General features: G+C 58.4%; 19 protein-coding genes. 7 read left to right on the top strand and 12 right to left on the bottom strand.

Annotated features, from left to right (window positions below; translation table 11 throughout):
* Positions 1-10 precede the first annotated feature (10 nt).
* The 4 genes from C3406_RS14235 to nasR form a co-directional block, all read right to left on the bottom strand.
* Positions 11-799 carry an ABC transporter ATP-binding protein gene (locus tag C3406_RS14235; RefSeq protein ID WP_103179937.1) on the bottom strand — a complete coding sequence of 263 codons (789 nt, stop codon included), beginning with the start codon at positions 797-799 and terminating at the stop codon, positions 11-13.
* Between the two features lie 10 nt (positions 800-809).
* Positions 810-1,697, bottom strand: a complete 888-nt coding sequence (gene ntrB / locus C3406_RS14230; protein WP_103822279.1) for a nitrate ABC transporter permease — start codon at positions 1,695-1,697, stop codon at positions 810-812.
* 1 nt (position 1,698) lies between these two features.
* Positions 1,699-2,946: a CmpA/NrtA family ABC transporter substrate-binding protein gene (locus tag C3406_RS14225; protein ID WP_103822280.1), complete on the bottom strand. Its 1,248-nt coding sequence runs from the start codon at positions 2,944-2,946 to the stop codon at positions 1,699-1,701.
* A 228-nt stretch (positions 2,947-3,174) separates the two neighbouring features.
* A complete protein-coding gene (gene nasR, locus C3406_RS14215; RefSeq protein WP_103822281.1) occupies positions 3,175-4,341 on the bottom strand; it encodes a nitrate regulatory protein NasR in 1,167 nt (388 codons plus the stop codon).
* Positions 4,342-4,414: 73 nt separating this feature from the next.
* Between nasR and ychN the strand changes: the two genes are divergently transcribed.
* The 3 genes from ychN to C3406_RS14200 all read left to right on the top strand — a co-directional run bounded on the left by ychN (position 4,415) and on the right by C3406_RS14200 (position 7,114).
* Positions 4,415-4,768 (top strand): DsrE/F sulfur relay family protein YchN, encoded by a 354-nt coding sequence (ychN, locus tag C3406_RS14210; RefSeq protein WP_103822282.1) that lies wholly within the window; start codon positions 4,415-4,417, stop codon positions 4,766-4,768.
* A gap of 106 nt (positions 4,769-4,874) precedes the next feature.
* Positions 4,875-6,659 carry a methyl-accepting chemotaxis protein gene (locus tag C3406_RS14205; RefSeq protein ID WP_103822283.1) on the top strand — a complete coding sequence of 595 codons (1,785 nt, stop codon included), beginning with the start codon at positions 4,875-4,877 and terminating at the stop codon, positions 6,657-6,659.
* 212 nt (positions 6,660-6,871) lie between these two features.
* The gene (locus C3406_RS14200) at positions 6,872-7,114 is read left to right on the top strand and encodes a DUF1883 domain-containing protein (protein WP_103822284.1); all 243 of its coding nucleotides are present in this window, start codon (positions 6,872-6,874) and stop codon (positions 7,112-7,114) included.
* Between the two features lie 40 nt (positions 7,115-7,154).
* On the opposite strand, the gene C3406_RS14195 is transcribed toward C3406_RS14200, so the two are convergent.
* Together C3406_RS14195 and chaB are read right to left on the bottom strand one after the other, a co-directional pair.
* Positions 7,155-7,850: a gamma-glutamylcyclotransferase gene (locus C3406_RS14195; RefSeq protein WP_103822285.1), complete on the bottom strand. Its 696-nt coding sequence runs from the start codon at positions 7,848-7,850 to the stop codon at positions 7,155-7,157.
* Between the two features lie 192 nt (positions 7,851-8,042).
* The gene (chaB, locus tag C3406_RS14190; protein WP_103179945.1) at positions 8,043-8,273 is read right to left on the bottom strand and encodes a putative cation transport regulator ChaB; all 231 of its coding nucleotides are present in this window, start codon (positions 8,271-8,273) and stop codon (positions 8,043-8,045) included.
* 268 nt (positions 8,274-8,541) lie between these two features.
* Between chaB and chaA the strand changes: the two genes are divergently transcribed.
* Complete coding sequence (gene chaA / locus C3406_RS14185; RefSeq protein WP_103822286.1) at positions 8,542-9,642, top strand: sodium-potassium/proton antiporter ChaA; 1,101 nt, start codon at positions 8,542-8,544, stop codon at positions 9,640-9,642.
* 92 nt (positions 9,643-9,734) lie between these two features.
* On the opposite strand, the gene kdsA is transcribed toward chaA, so the two are convergent.
* The 6 genes from kdsA to hemA are packed head-to-tail and all read right to left on the bottom strand — an operon-like array spanning position 9,735 to position 15,038.
* Positions 9,735-10,589: a 3-deoxy-8-phosphooctulonate synthase gene (gene kdsA, locus C3406_RS14180; protein ID WP_103822287.1), complete on the bottom strand. Its 855-nt coding sequence runs from the start codon at positions 10,587-10,589 to the stop codon at positions 9,735-9,737.
* A gap of 36 nt (positions 10,590-10,625) precedes the next feature.
* Complete coding sequence (sirB1, locus tag C3406_RS14175; RefSeq protein WP_103179948.1) at positions 10,626-11,435, bottom strand: invasion regulator SirB1; 810 nt, start codon at positions 11,433-11,435, stop codon at positions 10,626-10,628.
* Positions 11,436-11,438: 3 nt separating this feature from the next.
* A complete protein-coding gene (gene sirB2, locus C3406_RS14170) occupies positions 11,439-11,831 on the bottom strand; it encodes an invasion regulator SirB2 (protein ID WP_103822288.1) in 393 nt (130 codons plus the stop codon).
* Entirely contained in the window at positions 11,824-12,657 is an 834-nt protein-coding gene (gene prmC, locus C3406_RS14165) for a peptide chain release factor N(5)-glutamine methyltransferase (protein WP_103822289.1), read from the bottom strand. Before prmC ends, sirB2 begins: the two co-directional genes overlap by 8 nt.
* On the bottom strand, positions 12,657-13,739 hold the full coding sequence (gene prfA / locus C3406_RS14160; protein WP_103822290.1) for a peptide chain release factor 1: 1,083 nt from the start codon (positions 13,737-13,739) through the stop codon (positions 12,657-12,659). The genes prmC and prfA overlap by 1 nt, the downstream gene beginning before the upstream one ends.
* A 42-nt stretch (positions 13,740-13,781) precedes the next feature.
* A complete protein-coding gene (gene hemA / locus C3406_RS14155; RefSeq protein WP_039030718.1) occupies positions 13,782-15,038 on the bottom strand; it encodes a glutamyl-tRNA reductase in 1,257 nt (418 codons plus the stop codon).
* 268 nt (positions 15,039-15,306) lie between these two features.
* Here hemA and lolB point away from each other — a divergent pair, with 268 nt between their 5' ends.
* From lolB to prs, 3 genes are all read left to right on the top strand, one after another.
* Complete coding sequence (gene lolB, locus C3406_RS14150) at positions 15,307-15,918, top strand: lipoprotein insertase outer membrane protein LolB (protein ID WP_103179953.1); 612 nt, start codon at positions 15,307-15,309, stop codon at positions 15,916-15,918.
* Positions 15,915-16,784 carry a 4-(cytidine 5'-diphospho)-2-C-methyl-D-erythritol kinase gene (gene ispE, locus C3406_RS14145; protein ID WP_103822291.1) on the top strand — a complete coding sequence of 290 codons (870 nt, stop codon included), beginning with the start codon at positions 15,915-15,917 and terminating at the stop codon, positions 16,782-16,784. Before lolB ends, ispE begins: the two co-directional genes overlap by 4 nt.
* Before the next feature lie 123 nt (positions 16,785-16,907).
* Entirely contained in the window at positions 16,908-17,855 is a 948-nt protein-coding gene (gene prs / locus C3406_RS14140; protein WP_003856663.1) for a ribose-phosphate diphosphokinase, read from the top strand.
* The last annotated feature ends 86 nt before the right edge of the window (positions 17,856-17,941 follow it).

Genomic DNA, 17,941 nt, shown 5'->3' with positions numbered 1-17,941 from the left:
GTTATGCTCCTCAGGCCGCTTTCGGCTGTTTTTCATAGAGGAAGTGCAGGATCTGCTGGCGCATATGGTGATAGCGGCTCTCCTCCGCCAGCTGCACCCGGTTGCGCGGGCGCGGCAGATCGACGCGCAAAATCTCGCCTACCGTTGCCGCCGGGCCGTTGGTCATCATCAGCACCCGATCCGAGAGCAGCACCGCTTCGTCCACATCGTGGGTGATCAGCACGATGGTGGTGTTCAGCTCCTGCTGAATGTGCATCACCGAATCCTGCAGATGGGCGCGGGTCAGGGCATCCAGCGCGCCAAACGGCTCATCCATCAGCAGCACTTTTGGCTTCATCGCCAGGGCGCGGGCAATCCCCACCCGCTGCTTCATGCCGCCGGAGATCTCCCCCGGCCGCTTGTGGATGGCGTGCCCCATCTGCACCCGCTCGAGGTTGTGTTCGATCCACTCCCGCCGCTCGGCTTTGCTCATGCTGCGGCGGAAGACCTGATCCACCGCTAGCGCTACGTTGTCAAAACAGGTGAGCCACGGCAGCAGGGAGTGGTTCTGGAACACCACCGCCCGCTCCGGTCCTGGCCCGGCGATCTCGCGGTTATCGCAGAGAAGCCCGCCTTCTGTCGGCAACGTGATGCCGGCGATCAGATTCAGCAGCGTCGATTTGCCGCAGCCGGAGTGGCCGATCAGGCTGATGGTCTCCCCTTCGTGAATATCAAAAGAGACGTTCTGCAACGCCAGGAACTCGCCGCTGGCGGTGGAAAAACGCTGGCTGACGGCCTGGACCTGAATGAGAGGTTTCATCATGTGCTCCTTATTTTTCCTGCCAGCTGAAACGGCGGGCGATCAGCATCAGCCCCTGCTCCAGCAGCAAACCCACCACGCCGATAATGACGATGGCGATGAGAATGTTTTCAACGTTGAGGTTGTTCCACTCGTTCCAGATCCAGAAGCCGATCCCCAAGCCCCCGGTGAGCATCTCAGCGGCGACAATCACCAGCCACGCGATGCCGATGGAGAGCCGCACCCCGGTCAGGACCGCAGGCAGCACGGCCGGGAAGAGAATGCGGCGCATCACCGTCCACTCGGAGAGCTGCAGCACCCGCGCCACGTTGAGGTAATCTTCCGGAATGCGGCGCACCCCTTCGGCGGTATTGATGACCATCGGCCAGATCGAGCAGATAAAAATGGTCCAGCTGGAAGCAGGCTCCGCCTTCTGGAACAGCAGCAGGCCGATGGGCAGCCAGGCCAGCGGGCTGACCGGGCGCAGCAGCGCAATCAGCGGGGTGAACATGCGGGACATAAAGGTGAACCGGCCAATCATAAAGCCCAGCGGGATGCCGACGATCGCTGCCAGGCCAAAGCCGATAGCGACACGCTGCAACGAGGCCAGCACGTTCCAGCCCACCCCCATATCATTGGGGCCATCTCGGTAGAACGGATCGGCAAATAGCGTGATGGCCGAGTCCAGGGTGCTGAGCGGCGTCGGGAACCCTTTGCTGTTGATAGCCGCCAGCTGCCAGGCGATCACCAGCAACCCCAGGCCAAGCAGCGCCGGAATGATGCGCTGGAGCAGATCGTTGGTCCGGCGGGCAAACCCCGGAGTGCGGCGGCGAACCTGCACCGGCGGCAGGGTAATCACTTCCCCGCTGACCGGCTCGGCGGGTACGGCGGGTGCGGCTTTAATGTTGACGTTTTTCATATCAGGCCCCTGTACGGTGAATGGCGAAACGGTTGGCGTAACCCTTCGGATCGGTGCCGTCCCAGACGGTGCCGTCCATCAGGGTGCTGCTGCGCAGCGGCGATGAAGGTGCGCGAATGCCGCCCACGGCAGTGGCGGCATCCTGCCAGATGTCGGTGCGGTTGATGCGCTGGGCGATAGCGGCGTAATCCGGGTCGGTTTTCAGTAGTCCCCAGCGGCGGAACTGGGTCAGGAACCACATTCCGTCGGAGTGCCACGGGTAGCTCACCGCCCCCTCCTCAAAGAAGCGGATCGGGTTGGCATCCTGCCAGCGGTTGCCGGTTCCGCTGGCGTATTCGCCCAGCATCCGGCCCGTGAGGTACTGCTCTTTGGTGTTGAGCCAGGCGCGCCGGGCCAGCAGCTGCGCGGTCTCCTCTTTGTTCTGCGGTGAGGCGTCGATCCAGCGCTGGGCCTCCAGTAGCGCGCTGACCAGCGCCCGGGCAGTGTTCGGGTATTGCTCTACCCACTCGTGGCGGGTGCCGAGCACTTTTTCCGGGTGTTCCGGCCAGATGGACTGGGAGGTGGCGGCGGTAAAGCCGATGCGATCGTTAATGGCGCGGGCGTTCCACGGCTCGCCGACGCAGAAGCCGACCATATTGCCGATGCGCATGTTCATCACCATCTGCGGTGGCGGCACCACCACGGTGCGCACGTCGTCGAAGGGATTGATACCCGCGCTCGCCAGCCAGTAGTAGAGCCACATGGCGTGGGTGCCGGTGGGAAAAGTGTGGGCGAAGGTGTAGGTGCCCGGAGCCTCCCGGGCGATGAGCTTCTTCAGCCCCTCGACGTCGCGCACGCCCTGCTGAGCCAGATCGCTCGACAGGGTGATCGCCTGCCCGTTCCGGTTGAGGGTCATCAGGTTGGCCATCGGTTTGGCTTTACCGGCGATCCCCAGCTCCAGGCCGTACAGCAGGCCATAGAGAATATGCGCCGCGTCCAGCTCCCCAGCCACCAGCTTGTCGCGTACCGCCGCCCAGCTCGCCTCTTTGCTCGGCACTAGGGTGAAGCCATATTTCTTATCGAACCCTTTCCAGGCCGCGATCGCCAGCGGCGCGCAGTCGGTCAGGGGGATAAAGCCGACGCGCACCGTGTCCAGCTCCGGTTTATCGGAGCCCGCGGCCCATGCGCCCTGCATCAATCCCGGCAACATCAGCGCCCCGCCCGCCAGCGCACTGGCCTGTAAAAAACGCCGTCTTGTCCATTCCACCATGCTCACTCCTGAAAAAATGGCAAAAAAAAGCGCCCGGCAGTGCCGAAGCACCGCAGGACGCCTTTATCCTCAAGAACGACACACCGCCGTTGGCGCGTCGTTAAAATTGTTATGTTGATTAATGCAAGGGTGATGCCAGGTTTTAAATGCTTAAAGGACGGGGCTTTTCTGCCTTCCGACAGCGAGAACGCACCTCAACCATGCAGGCGTTGCCCATCCGGGGTGCATTTACGGCTGCCACAGGGCTTTGACCGTCAGCAACGCGCGGGCGATATCTACCATCCGTTGATTTTTATCCATCGCCATCTTGCGCAGCTGGCACCAGGCCTGCTCCTCACTCATCTGCTGATGGGTCATTAACACGCTTTTGGCCTTCTCGATCACCTTGCGCTCCTCCAGCGTGTCGCGCATCGAGGCCAGCTGGCGGGAGAGCTGCTCAATCTCCTGCGCCTGCTGGCGCACCAGCGGCAGCAGCGGTTTTTGTGGATAGAGAGCCAGCGGCTCTTCCGTCTGCGGCTCTGCACGCGGCTCGTCGTCAGCCCGGCTAATCAGCGCCTCCACCGCCAGCATCAGATCGGCAATCTGCATCTCTTCCAGGGTGCGCAGATGTTCGAGGCGTTCGGTTTGCAGCGAGAACCAGTGCAGCGCCAGCACTCCCTGATCCGCGGCGGGTTGCCGGGTGCAGGCCAGCCGCCGCAACTGTTCGACCTCCGCCCCCGGTACGCTGAGATTGAAAGGATCGTGCAGGCTGGGAGGGGTCAGGGAGAGAAAGACCTCGAAACAGGTTTGCTGGCCGTCGATTCTGTCTACCAGCGTCTGGCGCATCTCATCGCTGAAAAAGCCCTGGGTAAAGCCTATCGCCCCCAGCGCCCGCTCCTGCCCCACCAGCTCTTTGCCCTGCATCAGGCTGTAGAGCGCGACAAATCTGCCCGCGATTTGCGGGTCATCAATGCTGTCATTGAGTTGCGGCACAATACTGAGCAGGTTTCGCAGCATACGGCTATAACGCTCCATCGCCGCCGTAGCGGGCAGCGCGCAAGCCGTAATCGTCTCACGCAGCGCGGGAAGCTGCTCCAGACTTTGCAGGGCGTTGGCCACCCGCTCGCACAGGGCACCACTGGCCATCATCGGCGAGCCGAGCGCCTGGTGCAGCGCCTGCACATGCTCGTCGACCAGCGCGCGGCTGGCTTTACACTCCAGGGCATAGAGCGCCCCTTCGGAACAGAGCCAGATGTTGGAGGCGCCCCGCTCGCACTGTAGCATGTGCGCAAGATGGCTGATCCGGCTCACCAGCGTACCCAGCTGTGCCAGCTTGCACAGCTGCTGTTTACGCAGCAGCCTGGCCTGCTGGAACCATTCCGTGGCGCCGGGTGGACGGCCTGTGTTTATCGTCATGCTTACTCTCCCGGGTCAGTGTCTGCCGAAGAGAGAAGCAATTTTCATGCCTTTTCATTATTCAGGAGTCAACATGCAGAAGATTGTGATTGTCGCTAACGGTGCGGCCTATGGCAGCGAATCGCTGTTCAACAGCCTGCGACTGGCGATTGCCTTACGCGAGCAGGAGAGTGACCTGGATCTGCGCCTGTTTTTAATGTCCGACGCGGTCACAGCCGGACTGCGCGGGCAAAAACCGACGGAGGGCTATAACATCCAGCAGATGCTGGAGATCCTGACGGCGCAGAACGTGCCGGTGAAGCTGTGTAAAACCTGCGCCGATGGCCGCGGTATCAGCGCCCTGCCGCTGATCGACGGGGTGGAGATTGGCACCCTGATGGAGCTGGCGCAGTGGACGCTATCCGCGGATAAACTATTAACTTTCTAATAATCCACAAGAAAAAATATTTTTTTCTTATGAGCGCGGTTCCAGCTTCAAGTTTGCCTGCCCGATGCCGATAGGCTTTTTACAACAACACAGCAGGTATTTCATTATGTTCAGGTCAATTCGCGCTCGTATTATTGCGGCGACGGTCGGATGTCTGATCGCCGCGCTTTTACTGAATACCGTGATTAATTTCCAGGTCACGCGTCAGGATAATCAACAGTCCCAACGTTCGATACTGGCCAGCACCAGCGCCAGCCACAGCATGGCGATTGCCGACTGGGTCAGCAGCAAGACGCTGGTGATCAACTCCCTGCAGAACGTCGTCCTGACCGACGATCCGGTACCGATGTTTAAACAGCTGGCGCAGGCGGGCGGGTTTATCAACGTCTATGCCGGCTACGCCAGCAAAACCGCGAAGTTTTCCAATCCTGAGGGGGTACCTGCCGACTACGATCCAACGGTGCGTCCGTGGTATCAGCAGGCGGTGAGAGAGGATCGCGCCATTGTCACCGCCCCGTATGTGGATACCGGCACCAAAAAGCTGGTGGTCACTTTCGCCGTGCCGGTGAAAGAGAACGGCGAGCTGAAAGCAGTGCTGGCGGGCGATGTGGCGATGGACAGCGTGATCGCCAACGTGCGTGGCATCCATCCGACGCCAGCCAGCAGCGGGCTGCTGGTTGACAGCGAGGGTTCGGTCATTGCCGCCAGCGATCCCGAGCTGACCTTAAAGCCCTTTAAAGCGGTCATCAGCGGCGTCGATCTGGCTGCGCTGAAGAATGGCAACAGCGCCGAGGGGGAGTACAACGGCGTGGCGAAAACCTTCTCCGCAACCCCGATTGCCGGTACCCAGTGGCAGCTGATTGTCGCGCTTGACAGCGATGATGCGACGACAGGTATGCGCACCCTGCTGAAAGCCTCCTCCCTGTCGCTGGTTGTGCTGGTGCTGCTCAGCGCGGTGGTTGTGCATTTCGTGATTGCCCGCCTGCTGAAGCGCCTGTCGGATATTCGCGATGCGATGCACGCCATTGCCAACGGCACCAACGATCTCTCCCAGCGTCTGCCGGAGAAAGGTGACGATGAGGTGGCGCAGATCGCCCATGCTTTTAACGCCTTCAGCGATAAACTCGCGGTGGTGATGGTGCAGTTGCGCGACGCCAGCGCCTCGGTGAAGAACGCCGCCCAGGAGATTGCCGCCGGGAACCAGGATCTCTCTGGCCGCACCGAGCGGGCCGCCTCCAGCCTGCGTGAAACCGCCAGCGCCGTGGAGCAGATCACCGCCTCCGTGGCGCAATCCACCGAATCTGCCGCCGTGGCGAACGCGCAGGCGGGCAAAGCTGCCGAGGCCGCGACGCGGGGCGGCAACGTGGTGTCGCAGGCGATCACCACCATGCAGTCCATCGAAGCCGCCTCGACCAAAATTGGCGACATCACCAGCGTGATTGACGGCATTGCTTTCCAGACCAACATTCTGGCGCTGAACGCCTCGGTTGAAGCGGCGCGTGCCGGTGAGCAAGGGCGCGGCTTTGCCGTGGTAGCGGGCGAAGTGCGCAATCTCGCCAGCCGCAGCGCCCAGGCGGCAAAAGAGATCAAAAGCCTGATCGACTCCACTACCGACAGCGTGGCGACCGGTTCGCGCTATGTGCATCTTGCCGGGCAGAGCATGAATGAGATCGTCACCAGCATTGGCAGCATGTCGGGGATCATGCGGGAGATCACCGTGGCAACCAGCGAGCAGATGAAAGGCATTCAGGAGATTAACCGCGCGGTGCTCAATCTGGACAGCATGGTGCAGCAAAACGCCGAACTGGTGGTGCAGTCGGCTGCCGCCGCCAGCGCCCTGCAGGGTCAGGCAGGCGACCTCGCTGAAACCGCCGGTCATTTCCGCATTTAATTTTAATCCGCTGCCTGAAAGCCGCGTAAAGCGATGTCCGCTGCGCGCTTTCAGGCATTTTGTCATTTTTGTTTAAGGCTTATGCCATTTTTTGATCAAAATCAGCACTCCGACCCCTCCCCTTTGGTGTTATGCCATGAGTGAATTGTGAACAACATCACGCTCAGGATTAGCCGCAAGGAGAGCGTTGTTTCCGGATACGGGGTAAAAAAATGGCACTGGTAAAAGCAAGTCTGAAGTTGTTTGGCGGGGATACGGTCGTGGTGCGCTGCTCAGAGCGTTGTCATATTCATCTGATGAGTAACAAAGCGCCACGTAAAACGCAGGCAGATATTTTAAGCGTACAGAACAGGGACAGCGCCTGGCTCACGGTGCCTTATACCGGAACCTGGGAGGTGCTCATCGACAGCCACAGCCAGTCGCTTGAGCACTCCATCAGCTACGTTGCAGCCTGATCACTCTTCGCCCGGTGGCGCAATGTCACCGGTTTTTTTTTCAGGCAAAGCCGGGGCGCAGCTGACTTTCCGGCGATTCGTTATCCAGCAGTGCCCGCACCCGCGACACCAGCTCGTTCAGACAATCATCCTGCATGCCGAGACGCGTCAGCTCCTGATCGAGCGAGAAGAGATATTGTGCGTTGGTGCCAAGCGGGCCGCTGGCGGCGGCGATCAGCGGGGCGATGACCTGCGCGCGCGTGTCGGCCTCAAACAGCGGATGGCGCGGGTCCATAATAAAGACCAGGGCGTTAACGGTGCGTCCATCATCCAGCTCCAGCCTACACCAGCTCGGTATATAGCAGCCCGTGATCATCTCACGCTTCCATAGCAGCGCCAGCTCCTCTTCAAGGGTCGCATCCGGCAGACGGTAGGCCACGCCGGTGGTGCGTCCGCCCTCTTTTAGTGCAAGCATACGGCCTGGCTGGCAGGCGCTGCCGCGTCCGGCGGTCAGGCGCAAACAGAAGGCACGATGCCAGCCCGGAAGCGTCCCGGTTGCCGATTCAACATACTCCAGCGCCGGGTTCCACATCAGGGAACCATAGCCGAAGAGCCATACCGGACCGTTGTCCGGACGGCAGGCCAGGGTCGCAGCCAGCGACGCTGCGCGCTGCTCGGCTGACCACAGAAGCGACTCTTCGATCGCACCAAAGGCCGTTCTGCAGTCGGCCTTCATAAGAAAATCTCGCGTTAACATATTGCACCTCCGCCACTGCCTGCATCCCTGCCCTCACTTTATGAACCTTCCGGGTCCTTTTACTGCTCAATTAGAAAGCAGTAGGGTGACGATATGCAATAATCTCGCCGGGTGCAACAGAGCGCGAGGCCGACCGCCTTAAAAGTCAAAGCCGACGGTGCAAACTATTAAGCACAGCTAACTAAGCAATGACTATTTCTTCTTATGCCACTTATCATCGTCTCCCTTTTCGTAGTCCTGCTTCACCGCCGCCCAGGCCACCTTGTGAGCGGTCTCCTCACGACTGTCATCGCCCCGACGGTCCTCTTTATCTTTGTACTGATCCCAGGCGCTGTTAAAGGCTTCTTTGTAAATATCCTGCGCGTGGGCAGGCAGTACGTTCTTAACGTTATCCGGTAAATCAGTTTTCGATTTGTATGGCATAGCAACCCCCTCTTTTTATTCACTTAATAAGTGTGGTCGACAATGCCGCAGGCTTCCAGTCGAATCGATAATCCTGGATTTAATTTTCTTAATGCACTGTTATTAAGACCCTATTTAACAAAAATATATTATTATGACGCTCTCGTGAAATAATTCCCCTGTACCGTAAAATTAAGTAAAAGATACTCAGAGATTAACGGCGATCTGTTAATTTAACCTCCTCTTTTTCTATCTATAATTACAAGCACCTGCCAAAACGGAGAAATACATGACAACCGCACACGAGACGGTGAAAACCCGTCATAAGGAGACGTCTCTCATTTTCCCGGTGCTGGCCCTGGCCGTGCTGCTCTTCTGGGGAAGCGCGCAGTCACTGCCAGTGGTCATCGGGATTAATATTCTGGCCCTCGTGGGTATTCTGAGCAGTGCTTTTAGCGTTGTACGCCATGCCGACGTGCTGGCCCACCGCCTGGGCGAACCTTACGGTTCCCTGATTTTAAGTCTTTCCGTCGTTATTCTCGAAGTGAGCCTTATTTCCGCCCTGATGGCGACCGGTGACGCGGCGCCTACCCTGATGCGCGATACGCTCTACTCCATCATTATGATTGTCACCGGCGGGCTGGTCGGCTTCTCGCTGCTGCTGGGCGGGCGCAAATTCGCGACGCAATATCTGAACCTGTTTGGTATTAAGCAGTACCTGATCGCTCTCTTCCCGCTGGCGATTATCGTGCTGGTATTCCCGATGGCGCTGCCGGGGGCCAATTTCACTACCGGTCAGGCCCTGCTCGTGGCGCTGATTTCTGCGGCGATGTACGGCGTGTTTCTGCTGATCCAGACCAAAACGCACCAGAGCCTGTTCGTGTATGAGCATGAAGATGAGAGCGACGACGATGACCCGCACCACGGCAAGCCGTCCGCGCACAGCAGCCTGTGGCATACGGTCTGGCTGGTGGTGCATCTGATTGCGGTCATTGCGGTTACCAAGATGAATGCGGCGCCGCTGGAGACGCTGTTGACGGCGATGAACGCGCCGGTGGCCTTTACCGGCTTCCTGGTGGCGCTGCTGATCCTCTCCCCGGAAGGGCTGGGAGCACTACGTGCCGTGCTGAACAACCAGGTGCAGCGTGCCATGAACCTCTTCTTTGGCTCGGTACTGGCGACCATCTCCCTGACCGTGCCGGTGGTGACGCTGATCGCCTTCCTCACCGGTAACGAGCTGCAGTTCAGCCTGGGGGCACCGGAGATGATTGTGATGGTGGCCTCGCTGCTGCTGTGCCAGATTTCGTTTTCCACCGGGCGCACCAATGTGCTCAACGGTGCGGCGCACATGGCATTGTTTGCGGCCTATCTGATGACGATATTTGCGTGACGCAGTATTACCACCGAACCCGTAGGCCCGCGCAAGCGCAGCGCCGCCGGGCATAAAAAAACCCGCCTCGGCGGGTTTTTTCTTTCATCAAATTAGTTGGACGTATCCAGCTCTTCAAAGCTCTTGACCAGATCGTCAATCGCCTTGATCTGCTTCAGGAACGGCTCCAGCTTATCCAGCGGCAGCGCGGATGGGCCGTCGCATTTCGCGTTGGCTGGATCCGGGTGGGCTTCAATAAACAGACCCGCCAGACCGGTTGCCATACCGGCGCGCGCCAGTTCGGTAACCTGAGCACGACGGCCGCCGGAAGCTGCGCCAAACGGGTCGCGGCACTGCAGGGAGTGGGTCACGTCGAAGATGACCGGCGACTGGTTAGAGACATTTTTCATCACGCTGAAGCCCAGCATGTCGACCACCAGGTTGTCATAACCGAAGTTGGAACCACGGTCGCACAGGATCACCTGGTCGTTACCGCCTTCGATAAACTTATCGACGATGTTCCCCATCTGGCCTGGGCTGACGAACTGCGGTTTTTTCACGTTGATCACTGCGCCGGTTTTCGCCATCGCTTCGACCAGATCGGTCTGACGGGCAAGGAACGCGGGCAGCTGGATCACGTCAACCACGTCTGCCACAGGCTGCGCCTGGCTTGCTTCATGGACGTCGGTGATCACTTTTACGCCAAAGGTCTGCTTCAGCTCCTGGAAAATTTTCATCCCCTCTTCCAGGCCCGGGCCGCGGTAAGAGTGAATAGAGGAGCGGTTGGCTTTGTCAAAAGAGGCTTTGAACACGTACGGGATACCCAGCTTCTGGGTCACGGTCACGTAGTGTTCGCAGATACGCATCGCGAGGTCGCGGGATTCCAGTACGTTCATGCCGCCGAACAGCACGAACGGCAGGTCGTTCGCCACGTTGATATCGCCAATGCTAACCACTTTTTGTTTCATAGGATCGCCTTATTCAGGTGTGAATCGGAATTAAGATTAATGCAGTGTAATCTGTTTGTGCGCGATGGAATTAATCTGCGCGCGGATCATTTCGCTGATCGGATCTTCCGGACACTGCTCAACAAAATAACTCAAATCATTCAGCGCAACGTGGTCACACTCAAGCTGCACGTAGATAAGGCCGCGGTCGCGGATCTCGTACGGATCTTCCGGGTTAAACTGCAGCAGCACCTCACTGGCACGCAAGGCCAGCTCCATCTGCCGCTCTTCCATCAGGGCTGACTTCAGCGTATCCAGCAGCTTGCGGACCACCTCGGCGTTATCCGCTTCGTCCAGATCTTCGTTGTAGAGCTCCGCCATCGGGCTGATGTTGCCCTTCAGCCAGACATCCAGCGTGTGATCGTCGAGCGTGTCGCCATTAAAGGGATTGATTAACCACATCTCGCCGTCCAGCCACTCGGCGCGCAGCAGCATCTGCGTCGGGAAGATGACCGGCACCAGCGGAATATCAAGACGGTGCGCTACCCATAATAAAATCGCCCCCAGGGAGACAGCGCTGCCCTGACGGTTTTTCAGTACCTGATCGAGCCACAGCGCGTCGGAGAGCCGATACACGCCACGCGTATCGCAAAAGCCCCACTCGCCATAAAAAAGCTCAATCAGTTTCTCCAGTTGCCAGTCCTGAGGGCGCGCCTGATTAATCTCTTCACGCGCCAGACTCACCAGTTTCTCCAGTTCATCGTAGACGTATTGTGAAATGAAATCATCGCGGATCATCTCTGATACCTTAATCATTCCATCGCACAGCGGCACTTTGTTAAATTCGAAATCGGCCAAGGACTCCATGACTTACCCCAGTATCGGTATTCTTGTGGTGGCGAGTTTAATGATGATGTACAGCACCACCAGCCCCAGCAGAAAGGCAACAAACCCCGCCTGCTGGCTGCGCGGACGGTGACGTCCCAGCGCAATAAAACCCAAAACGATGTAGATGATAACGCCAAACAGCTTTTCAGTCAGCCATGACCCTTCATCTGTAAACGGCAGATAACCGGTCACCCACATCAACCCCGCGCCGGAAAGAAACAGCACGGTGTCGATGCAGTGCGGCAGCACCCGCACCCAGCGCGCGTTGATAAGGGCGTTATTGCTGTAACGCCACCAGTAACGCAGCGCAAAAAAACTGACGGTCAGGACGACTGCCGTCAGGTGCAGGGCGATCAGTACAGAGAAGCTATTCATGCCATTTGCCCACGGTCAGGCGCTCGTTGCCGCCATAGTCACAACAGGTTTCGACCTGGGCAAAACCGGCCTGCAGGAAGAGATTGCGCACCGCTTCGCCCTGCGTCCAGCCATGCTCCAGCAGCAGCCAGCCATTGCTGACCAGGTGTTGGCGAGACTGGATAATAATATGGCTGAGATCTGCCAGTCCGTGATCCGCCGCAACCAGCGCGCTGCGCGGTTCAAAGCGCACATCCCCTTCGCCGAGATGCGGATCGCACTCATCGATATAGGGCGGGTTACTGACGATCATCTCGAACTGCTGGTCAGCAAGAGCGGTAAACCAGCTGCTCTGCTGCACCGTCACGTTCTTTAACGCCAGGCGCTCAAGGTTACGCTGTGCCAGCGCCACCGCATCGGGCATGAGATCTACTGCCGTCACCTGACAGTTCGGACGCTCGCTGGCCAGCGCCAGGGCGATGGCCCCGGTGCCGGTGCCGAGATCCAGAATGCGCGCGGGGGTGGCGGGCAATCTCGCCAGCGCTTGCTCCACCAGGCATTCGGTATCGGGACGGGGAATTAACGTTGCCGCAGAGACATAGAGCGGCAGCGACCAGAACTCACGCTCGCCCACCAGGTGCGCCACCGGCTCACCGGTTTTGCGGCGCGCCAGAAGCGCGTCAAGCTGAGCCTGCTGGTCAGCAGTCAGCTGCGTTTCGCCAAAGGCGAGAAGATAAGTGCGTGCTTTACCCGTCACATGCTCCAGCAGGATCTCCGCATCGCGACGGGGGCTTTCGCCCCCCGCCAGCGTGCTTATCGCCTGCTGTAGCCAGTGCTGAAAATCCATTAATCCTGCTCTGCCAGCGCTGCCAGCTGGTCGGCCTGGTACTCCTGCACGATAGGTTCGATCAGCAGATCCAGTTTGCCTTCCATCGTCTCATCCAGACGATAGAGGGTCAGGTTGATGCGGTGATCGGTCACACGACCCTGCGGGAAGTTATAGGTGCGGTTGCGATCGCTGCGATCGCCGCTGCCCAGCAGGTTGCGACGGGTTGAGGCTTCCGCCTGCTGGCGTTTCGCCATCTCTGCGGCGTGAATACGGGCACCCAGCACCGAGAGCGCTTTGGCTTTGTTTTTGTGCTGGGAACGTTCGTCCTGACACTCCACCACGATGCCGGTTGGCAGGTGAGTAATACGGATCGCGGAGTCGGTGGTGTTAACGTGCTGACCGCCCGCGCCGGAGGAGCGGAAGGTATCGATACGCAGATCCGCCGGGTTGATATCCGGCAGCTCAGCTTCCGGCAGCTCAGGCATGACCGCCACGGTGCAGGCGGAGGTGTGGATACGCCCCTGGGATTCGGTGGCCGGGACGCGCTGGACGCGATGGCCGCCGGACTCAAACTTCAGGCGACCGTATACGCCCTCGCCGCTGATTTTGGCGATCACTTCTTTATAGCCACCATGTTCGCCTTCGTTGGCGCTCATGATCTCCACGCGCCAGCGGCGGGATTCAGCATAGCGGCTGTACATACGGAACAGATCCCCGGCAAACAGGGCCGCTTCATCCCCGCCGGTTCCGGCGCGGACTTCGACAAAGGCGTTGCGCTCATCGTCCGGATCTTTTGGCAGCAGAAGCACCTGAAGCTGCTGCTCCATCTCTTCGGAGCGGACTTTCGCTTCCTGCAACTCTTCCTGCGCCATCTCGCGCATTTCCGGGTCGTCGAGCATCATCTGCGCGGTTTCAATATCTTCCTGAACCTGTTGCCAGGCGGTAAAGCAGCGCGCAACGTCACTTAATTGTGCATATTCGCGCGACAGGGCGCGGAAACGTTCCTGGTCAGCAATGGTCGCGGCATCGCCGAGCAGCGCCTGAACTTCTTCATGGCGCTCGTGCAGCGCTTCCAGTTTGGCGACAATAGAGGGCTTCATAGGCGTAAGTGCACCTTTTAATTATAAAATGGGTATGGCGCGCTATTCCAGCCCGAGGCTGTCGCGCAGAATATTCAGGCGTTCGTCGTCCCCGTCACGGGCAGCCTGTTGAAGTGATTTGGTTGGGGCATGGATCAAACGGTTGGTCAGTTTCCATGCCAGTTCCTGCATGATGACCTGCGGATCGCCGCCCTGCTCCAGGGCCGCCATCGCTTTGGCAGTCAGTTCATTACGTACCTGTTCCGCCTGACCGCGGTATTCGCGAATCGTCTCGCTGACGCTTTGCGCGCGCAGCCAGGCCATAAATTCGCTGGTTTCCTGCTCGACAATCGTTTCGGCCTGCACCGCCGCCGCTTTGCGCTGGGCGAGGTTGTGGGAAATGATGCTTTGCAGATCGTCCACGCTGTAGAGATAGGCGTTCGCCAGCTTGCCCACTTCCGGTTCGACATCACGCGGAACGGCGATGTCCACCAGCAGCATCGGCTGATTGCGGCGGGACTTAAGGGCGCGCTCTACCATACCTTTGCCGATAATCGGCAGCGGGCTGGCGGTGGAGCTGATGATGATATCCGCCTCGTTCAGACGGGCGTCGATGTCGCTGAGGGCAATCACTTCCGCGCCGACCTCATCCGCCAGCGCCTGGGCGCGTTCACGGGTGCGGTTGGCGATAATCATCTTCTTCACTTTGTGCTCGCGCAGATGACGCGCGACCAGCTCAATGGTTTCGCCTGCGCCGACCAGCAGCACAGAGACCGTCGAGAGGGATTCAAAGATCTGTCGCGCCAGCGTACAGGCGGCAAACGCAACGGAAACGGCACTGGCGCCAATGTCAGTTTCGGTTCGCACTCGCTTGGCGACAGAGAAGGATTTCTGGAACATGCGCTCCAGCTCGCTGGCCTTAAGGTGGCCTTTTTGCGAGTCGGCAAACGCTTTTTTAACCTGCCCGAGGATCTGCGGCTCGCCGAGTACCAGCGAATCAAGGCCGCTGGCCACACGCATCAGATGGCTGACCGCATCGTTATCCTGATGCCAGTAGAGGCTGTTACGCAGCTCTTCTTCGTTCAGGTTGTGGTATTCGCATAACCAGCGGATCAACGCTTCGTGTAGATTATCCTGCTCTTCCACGCTGAGATAGAGCTCAGTACGGTTGCACGTCGACAGCACCACGCCCCCCTGCACCATCGGCTGGGCAAGCAGACTTTCCAGCGCCTGGTCGAGCGTATCCGGCGAAAACGTGACGCGTTCTCGCAGTGAAACCGGGGCCGTTTTGTGGTTAATACCGAGTGCTAAAAGGGTCATATGAGCGGGAGTAGTACCAGCGTTAATAGGGTTAGCAGGGCGCATCATACAGGATGCGCGAGATCAATAAAAGAGACTGCCCCCTTTCGGAGTAATAGGTTACCAGTTCATATTAACCAAAAAAGTTCGCGATGCAGCCAACGCGGCTGAACCTGAAGTAGCATGGTTAATTCTATGATTTAGGATAACTTGAGCGTAGACGCTGCCGCATACGGGCGCTAGCATTAAGAACTATAACCGCCACGTATCTCAAGGATTTGTCATTATTATGACCAGACTGATTCGCCTCCTGCCCCTCGCCGCGCTGGTACTTACCGCATGTTCCATTACGCCGCCCAAAGGGCCAGGCAAAAGCCCTGACTCACCGCAGTGGCGTCAGCACCAGCAGGAGGTGCGTGGTTTAAGCCAGTACCAGACCCGCGGTGCCTTTGCGTATCTGTCGGATCAGCAGAAAGTGTATGCCCGCTTCTTCTGGCAGCAGACCGGCCAGGATCGCTATCGCCTGCTTTTGCTCAACCCGGTGGGGAGCACCGAGATGGAGCTGATTGCCCAGCCAGGCAGCGCGCAAATCACCGATAATAAAGGGCAGAAATATACCGGCACCGATGCCGAAGAGATGATCGGCAAGCTGACCGGGATGCCAATTCCGATTACCAGCCTGCGCCAGTGGATCCTTGGTCTCCCGGGCGACGCCACCGACTACAAACTCGACGATCAGTACCGTCTGAGTGAAGTAAATTACAGCCAGAACGGTAAAAACTGGCACGTGGTCTACGGCGGCTACGACAGCAACACCAAACCGGCTCTGCCAACCAGCCTGGAACTGACCGAAGGCGGCCAGCGCATCAAGCTGAAGATGGATAACTGGATTGTCAAATGATGACCCACTGGCCTTCACCCGCAAAACTTAACCTGTTTTTATACATCACCGGCCAGCGTGCAGACGGCTATCACACCCTGCAGACGCTGTTTCAGTTTATCGACTACGGCGACACCATTTCGATTGAGCCACGTCAGGATGGGCAGCTTCGTCTGCTCACCCCGGTGGAGGGTGTGGCCGATGAAGATAACCTGATCGTGCGGGCTGCACGGCTGCTGATGGCGGCGGCGCAGCAAAGCGGACGTCTGCCAGCAGGCAGCGGCGCGGATATCCGCGTGGAGAAACGGCTGCCGATGGGCGGTGGGCTCGGCGGTGGCTCGTCAAATGCCGCCACCGTGCTGGTGGTGCTTAATCACCTGTGGGGCTGCGATCTCTCGGTGGATGAACTGGCCGCGCTCGGGTTAACGCTCGGGGCCGACGTGCCGGTGTTTGTCCGCGGGCATGCGGCCTTTGCCGAAGGGGTGGGCGAGATCCTCTCCCCGGCCGAACCTGCGGAAAAATGGTACCTGGTTGCCCACCCGGGCGTCAGCATTCCTACCCCGGTTATCTTTAAAGATCCGGACCTTCCACGCGATACCCCCGTCCGGTCAATAGAAACGTTATTAAAATGTGAATTCAGCAACGATTGCGAGGATATCGCAAGAAAACGTTTTCGCGAGGTTGATGAAGCGCTTTCCTGGCTGTTAGAATACGCGCCGTCGCGCCTGACTGGCACAGGAGCCTGTGTCTTTGCTGAATTTGATACGGAATCCGCTGCACGTCAGGTGCTCGAGCTGGCTCCAGAATGGCTGCATGGTTTCGTGGCGCGCGGTATGAATATCTCCCCGCTACAGCAGGCCATTCTGGCGCAATCTGAGTTTCGGTGACAACGTCACCTTGTTCCAGACGTTGCATCGCGCTCTTTAATACACCGCCTGGATAGCATTCGCCTGGCCCGCACAGTTTACGGCGAACTATCCACCACTGGACGCATGCCTGAGGTTCTTCTCGTGCCTGATATGAAGCTTTTTGCTGGTAACGCCACCCCGGAACTAGCACAACGTATTGCCAACCGCCTGTACACTTCTCTTGGCGACGCCGCCGTAGGTCGCTTTAGCGATGGCGAAGTCAGCGTACAAATTAACGAAAATGTACGCGGTGGTGATATTTTCATCATCCAGTCCACCTGTGCTCCAACTAACGACAACCTGATGGAACTGGTTGTTATGGTCGATGCCCTGCGCCGTGCTTCCGCTGGCCGTATCACTGCTGTAATTCCTTACTTTGGCTATGCCCGTCAGGACCGTCGCGTCCGTTCCGCACGTGTGCCAATTACCGCAAAAGTTGTTGCTGACTTCCTCTCCAGTGTTGGCGTTGACCGTGTTCTGACGGTTGACCTGCATGCCGAGCAGATCCAGGGCTTCTTTGATGTTCCGGTTGATAACGTATTCGGCAGCCCAATCCTGCTGGAAGATATGCTGCAGCTGAACCTGGACAACCCGATTGTGGTTTCGCCGGACATCGGCGGCGTGGTTCGCGCTCGCGCTATCGCCAAACTGCTGAATGACACCGACATGGCGATCATCGACAAACGTCGTCCGCGCGCTAACGTTTCTCAGGTGATGCACATCATCGGTGACGTTGCTGGCCGTGACTGCGTGCTGGTTGACGACATGATCGACACCGGCGGCACTCTGTGCAAAGCCGCCGAAGCGCTGAAAGAGCGTGGTGCTAAACGCGTATTCGCTTACGCAACTCACCCGATCTTCTCCGGCAATGCCGTGAACAACCTGCGCAACTCCGTTATTGATGAAGTTGTGGTGTGCGACACCATCCCACTGAGCGACGAGATCAAAGCGCTGCCAAACGTGCGTACTTTGACCCTGTCCGGGATGCTGGCAGAAGCGATTCGTCGTATCAGCAACGAAGAATCTATCTCTGCAATGTTCGAACACTAATCGGACGCAGTCAGAAAACCCGCTACGGCGGGTTTTTTTGTCTGTAGTATTTATTTGTATGATTAATGCCTCCTTCACCTGCCATT

The organism is Leclercia sp. LSNIH8 (assembly GCF_002920195.1).
GTDB lineage: Bacteria > Pseudomonadota > Gammaproteobacteria > Enterobacterales > Enterobacteriaceae > Enterobacter.
This window is presented reverse-complemented; position numbering and strand designations above follow the sequence as displayed.

What these genes read in the sequence shown, in the direction of transcription:
- sirB1 (WP_103179948.1), bottom strand. Translation starts at nt 11,435, where the DNA reads ATGGAGTCCTTGGCCGATTTCGAATTTAACAAAGTGCCGCTGTGCGAT.
- lolB (WP_103179953.1), top strand. Translation starts at nt 15,307, where the DNA reads ATGACCAGACTGATTCGCCTCCTGCCCCTCGCCGCGCTGGTACTTACC.
- chaB (WP_103179945.1), bottom strand. Translation starts at nt 8,273, where the DNA reads ATGCCATACAAATCGAAAACTGATTTACCGGATAACGTTAAGAACGTA.
- C3406_RS14195 (WP_103822285.1), bottom strand. Translation starts at nt 7,850, where the DNA reads ATGTTAACGCGAGATTTTCTTATGAAGGCCGACTGCAGAACGGCCTTT.
- ychN (WP_103822282.1), top strand. Translation starts at nt 4,415, where the DNA reads ATGCAGAAGATTGTGATTGTCGCTAACGGTGCGGCCTATGGCAGCGAA.
- hemA (WP_039030718.1), bottom strand. Translation starts at nt 15,038, where the DNA reads ATGACCCTTTTAGCACTCGGTATTAACCACAAAACGGCCCCGGTTTCA.
- kdsA (WP_103822287.1), bottom strand. Translation starts at nt 10,589, where the DNA reads ATGAAACAAAAAGTGGTTAGCATTGGCGATATCAACGTGGCGAACGAC.
- C3406_RS14205 (WP_103822283.1), top strand. Translation starts at nt 4,875, where the DNA reads ATGTTCAGGTCAATTCGCGCTCGTATTATTGCGGCGACGGTCGGATGT.
- ntrB (WP_103822279.1), bottom strand. Translation starts at nt 1,697, where the DNA reads ATGAAAAACGTCAACATTAAAGCCGCACCCGCCGTACCCGCCGAGCCG.
- sirB2 (WP_103822288.1), bottom strand. Translation starts at nt 11,831, where the DNA reads ATGAATAGCTTCTCTGTACTGATCGCCCTGCACCTGACGGCAGTCGTC.
- chaA (WP_103822286.1), top strand. Translation starts at nt 8,542, where the DNA reads ATGACAACCGCACACGAGACGGTGAAAACCCGTCATAAGGAGACGTCT.
- prmC (WP_103822289.1), bottom strand. Translation starts at nt 12,657, where the DNA reads ATGGATTTTCAGCACTGGCTACAGCAGGCGATAAGCACGCTGGCGGGG.
- C3406_RS14200 (WP_103822284.1), top strand. Translation starts at nt 6,872, where the DNA reads ATGGCACTGGTAAAAGCAAGTCTGAAGTTGTTTGGCGGGGATACGGTC.
- C3406_RS14225 (WP_103822280.1), bottom strand. Translation starts at nt 2,946, where the DNA reads ATGGTGGAATGGACAAGACGGCGTTTTTTACAGGCCAGTGCGCTGGCG.
- nasR (WP_103822281.1), bottom strand. Translation starts at nt 4,341, where the DNA reads ATGACGATAAACACAGGCCGTCCACCCGGCGCCACGGAATGGTTCCAG.
- prfA (WP_103822290.1), bottom strand. Translation starts at nt 13,739, where the DNA reads ATGAAGCCCTCTATTGTCGCCAAACTGGAAGCGCTGCACGAGCGCCAT.
- C3406_RS14235 (WP_103179937.1), bottom strand. Translation starts at nt 799, where the DNA reads ATGAAACCTCTCATTCAGGTCCAGGCCGTCAGCCAGCGTTTTTCCACC.
- ispE (WP_103822291.1), top strand. Translation starts at nt 15,915, where the DNA reads ATGATGACCCACTGGCCTTCACCCGCAAAACTTAACCTGTTTTTATAC.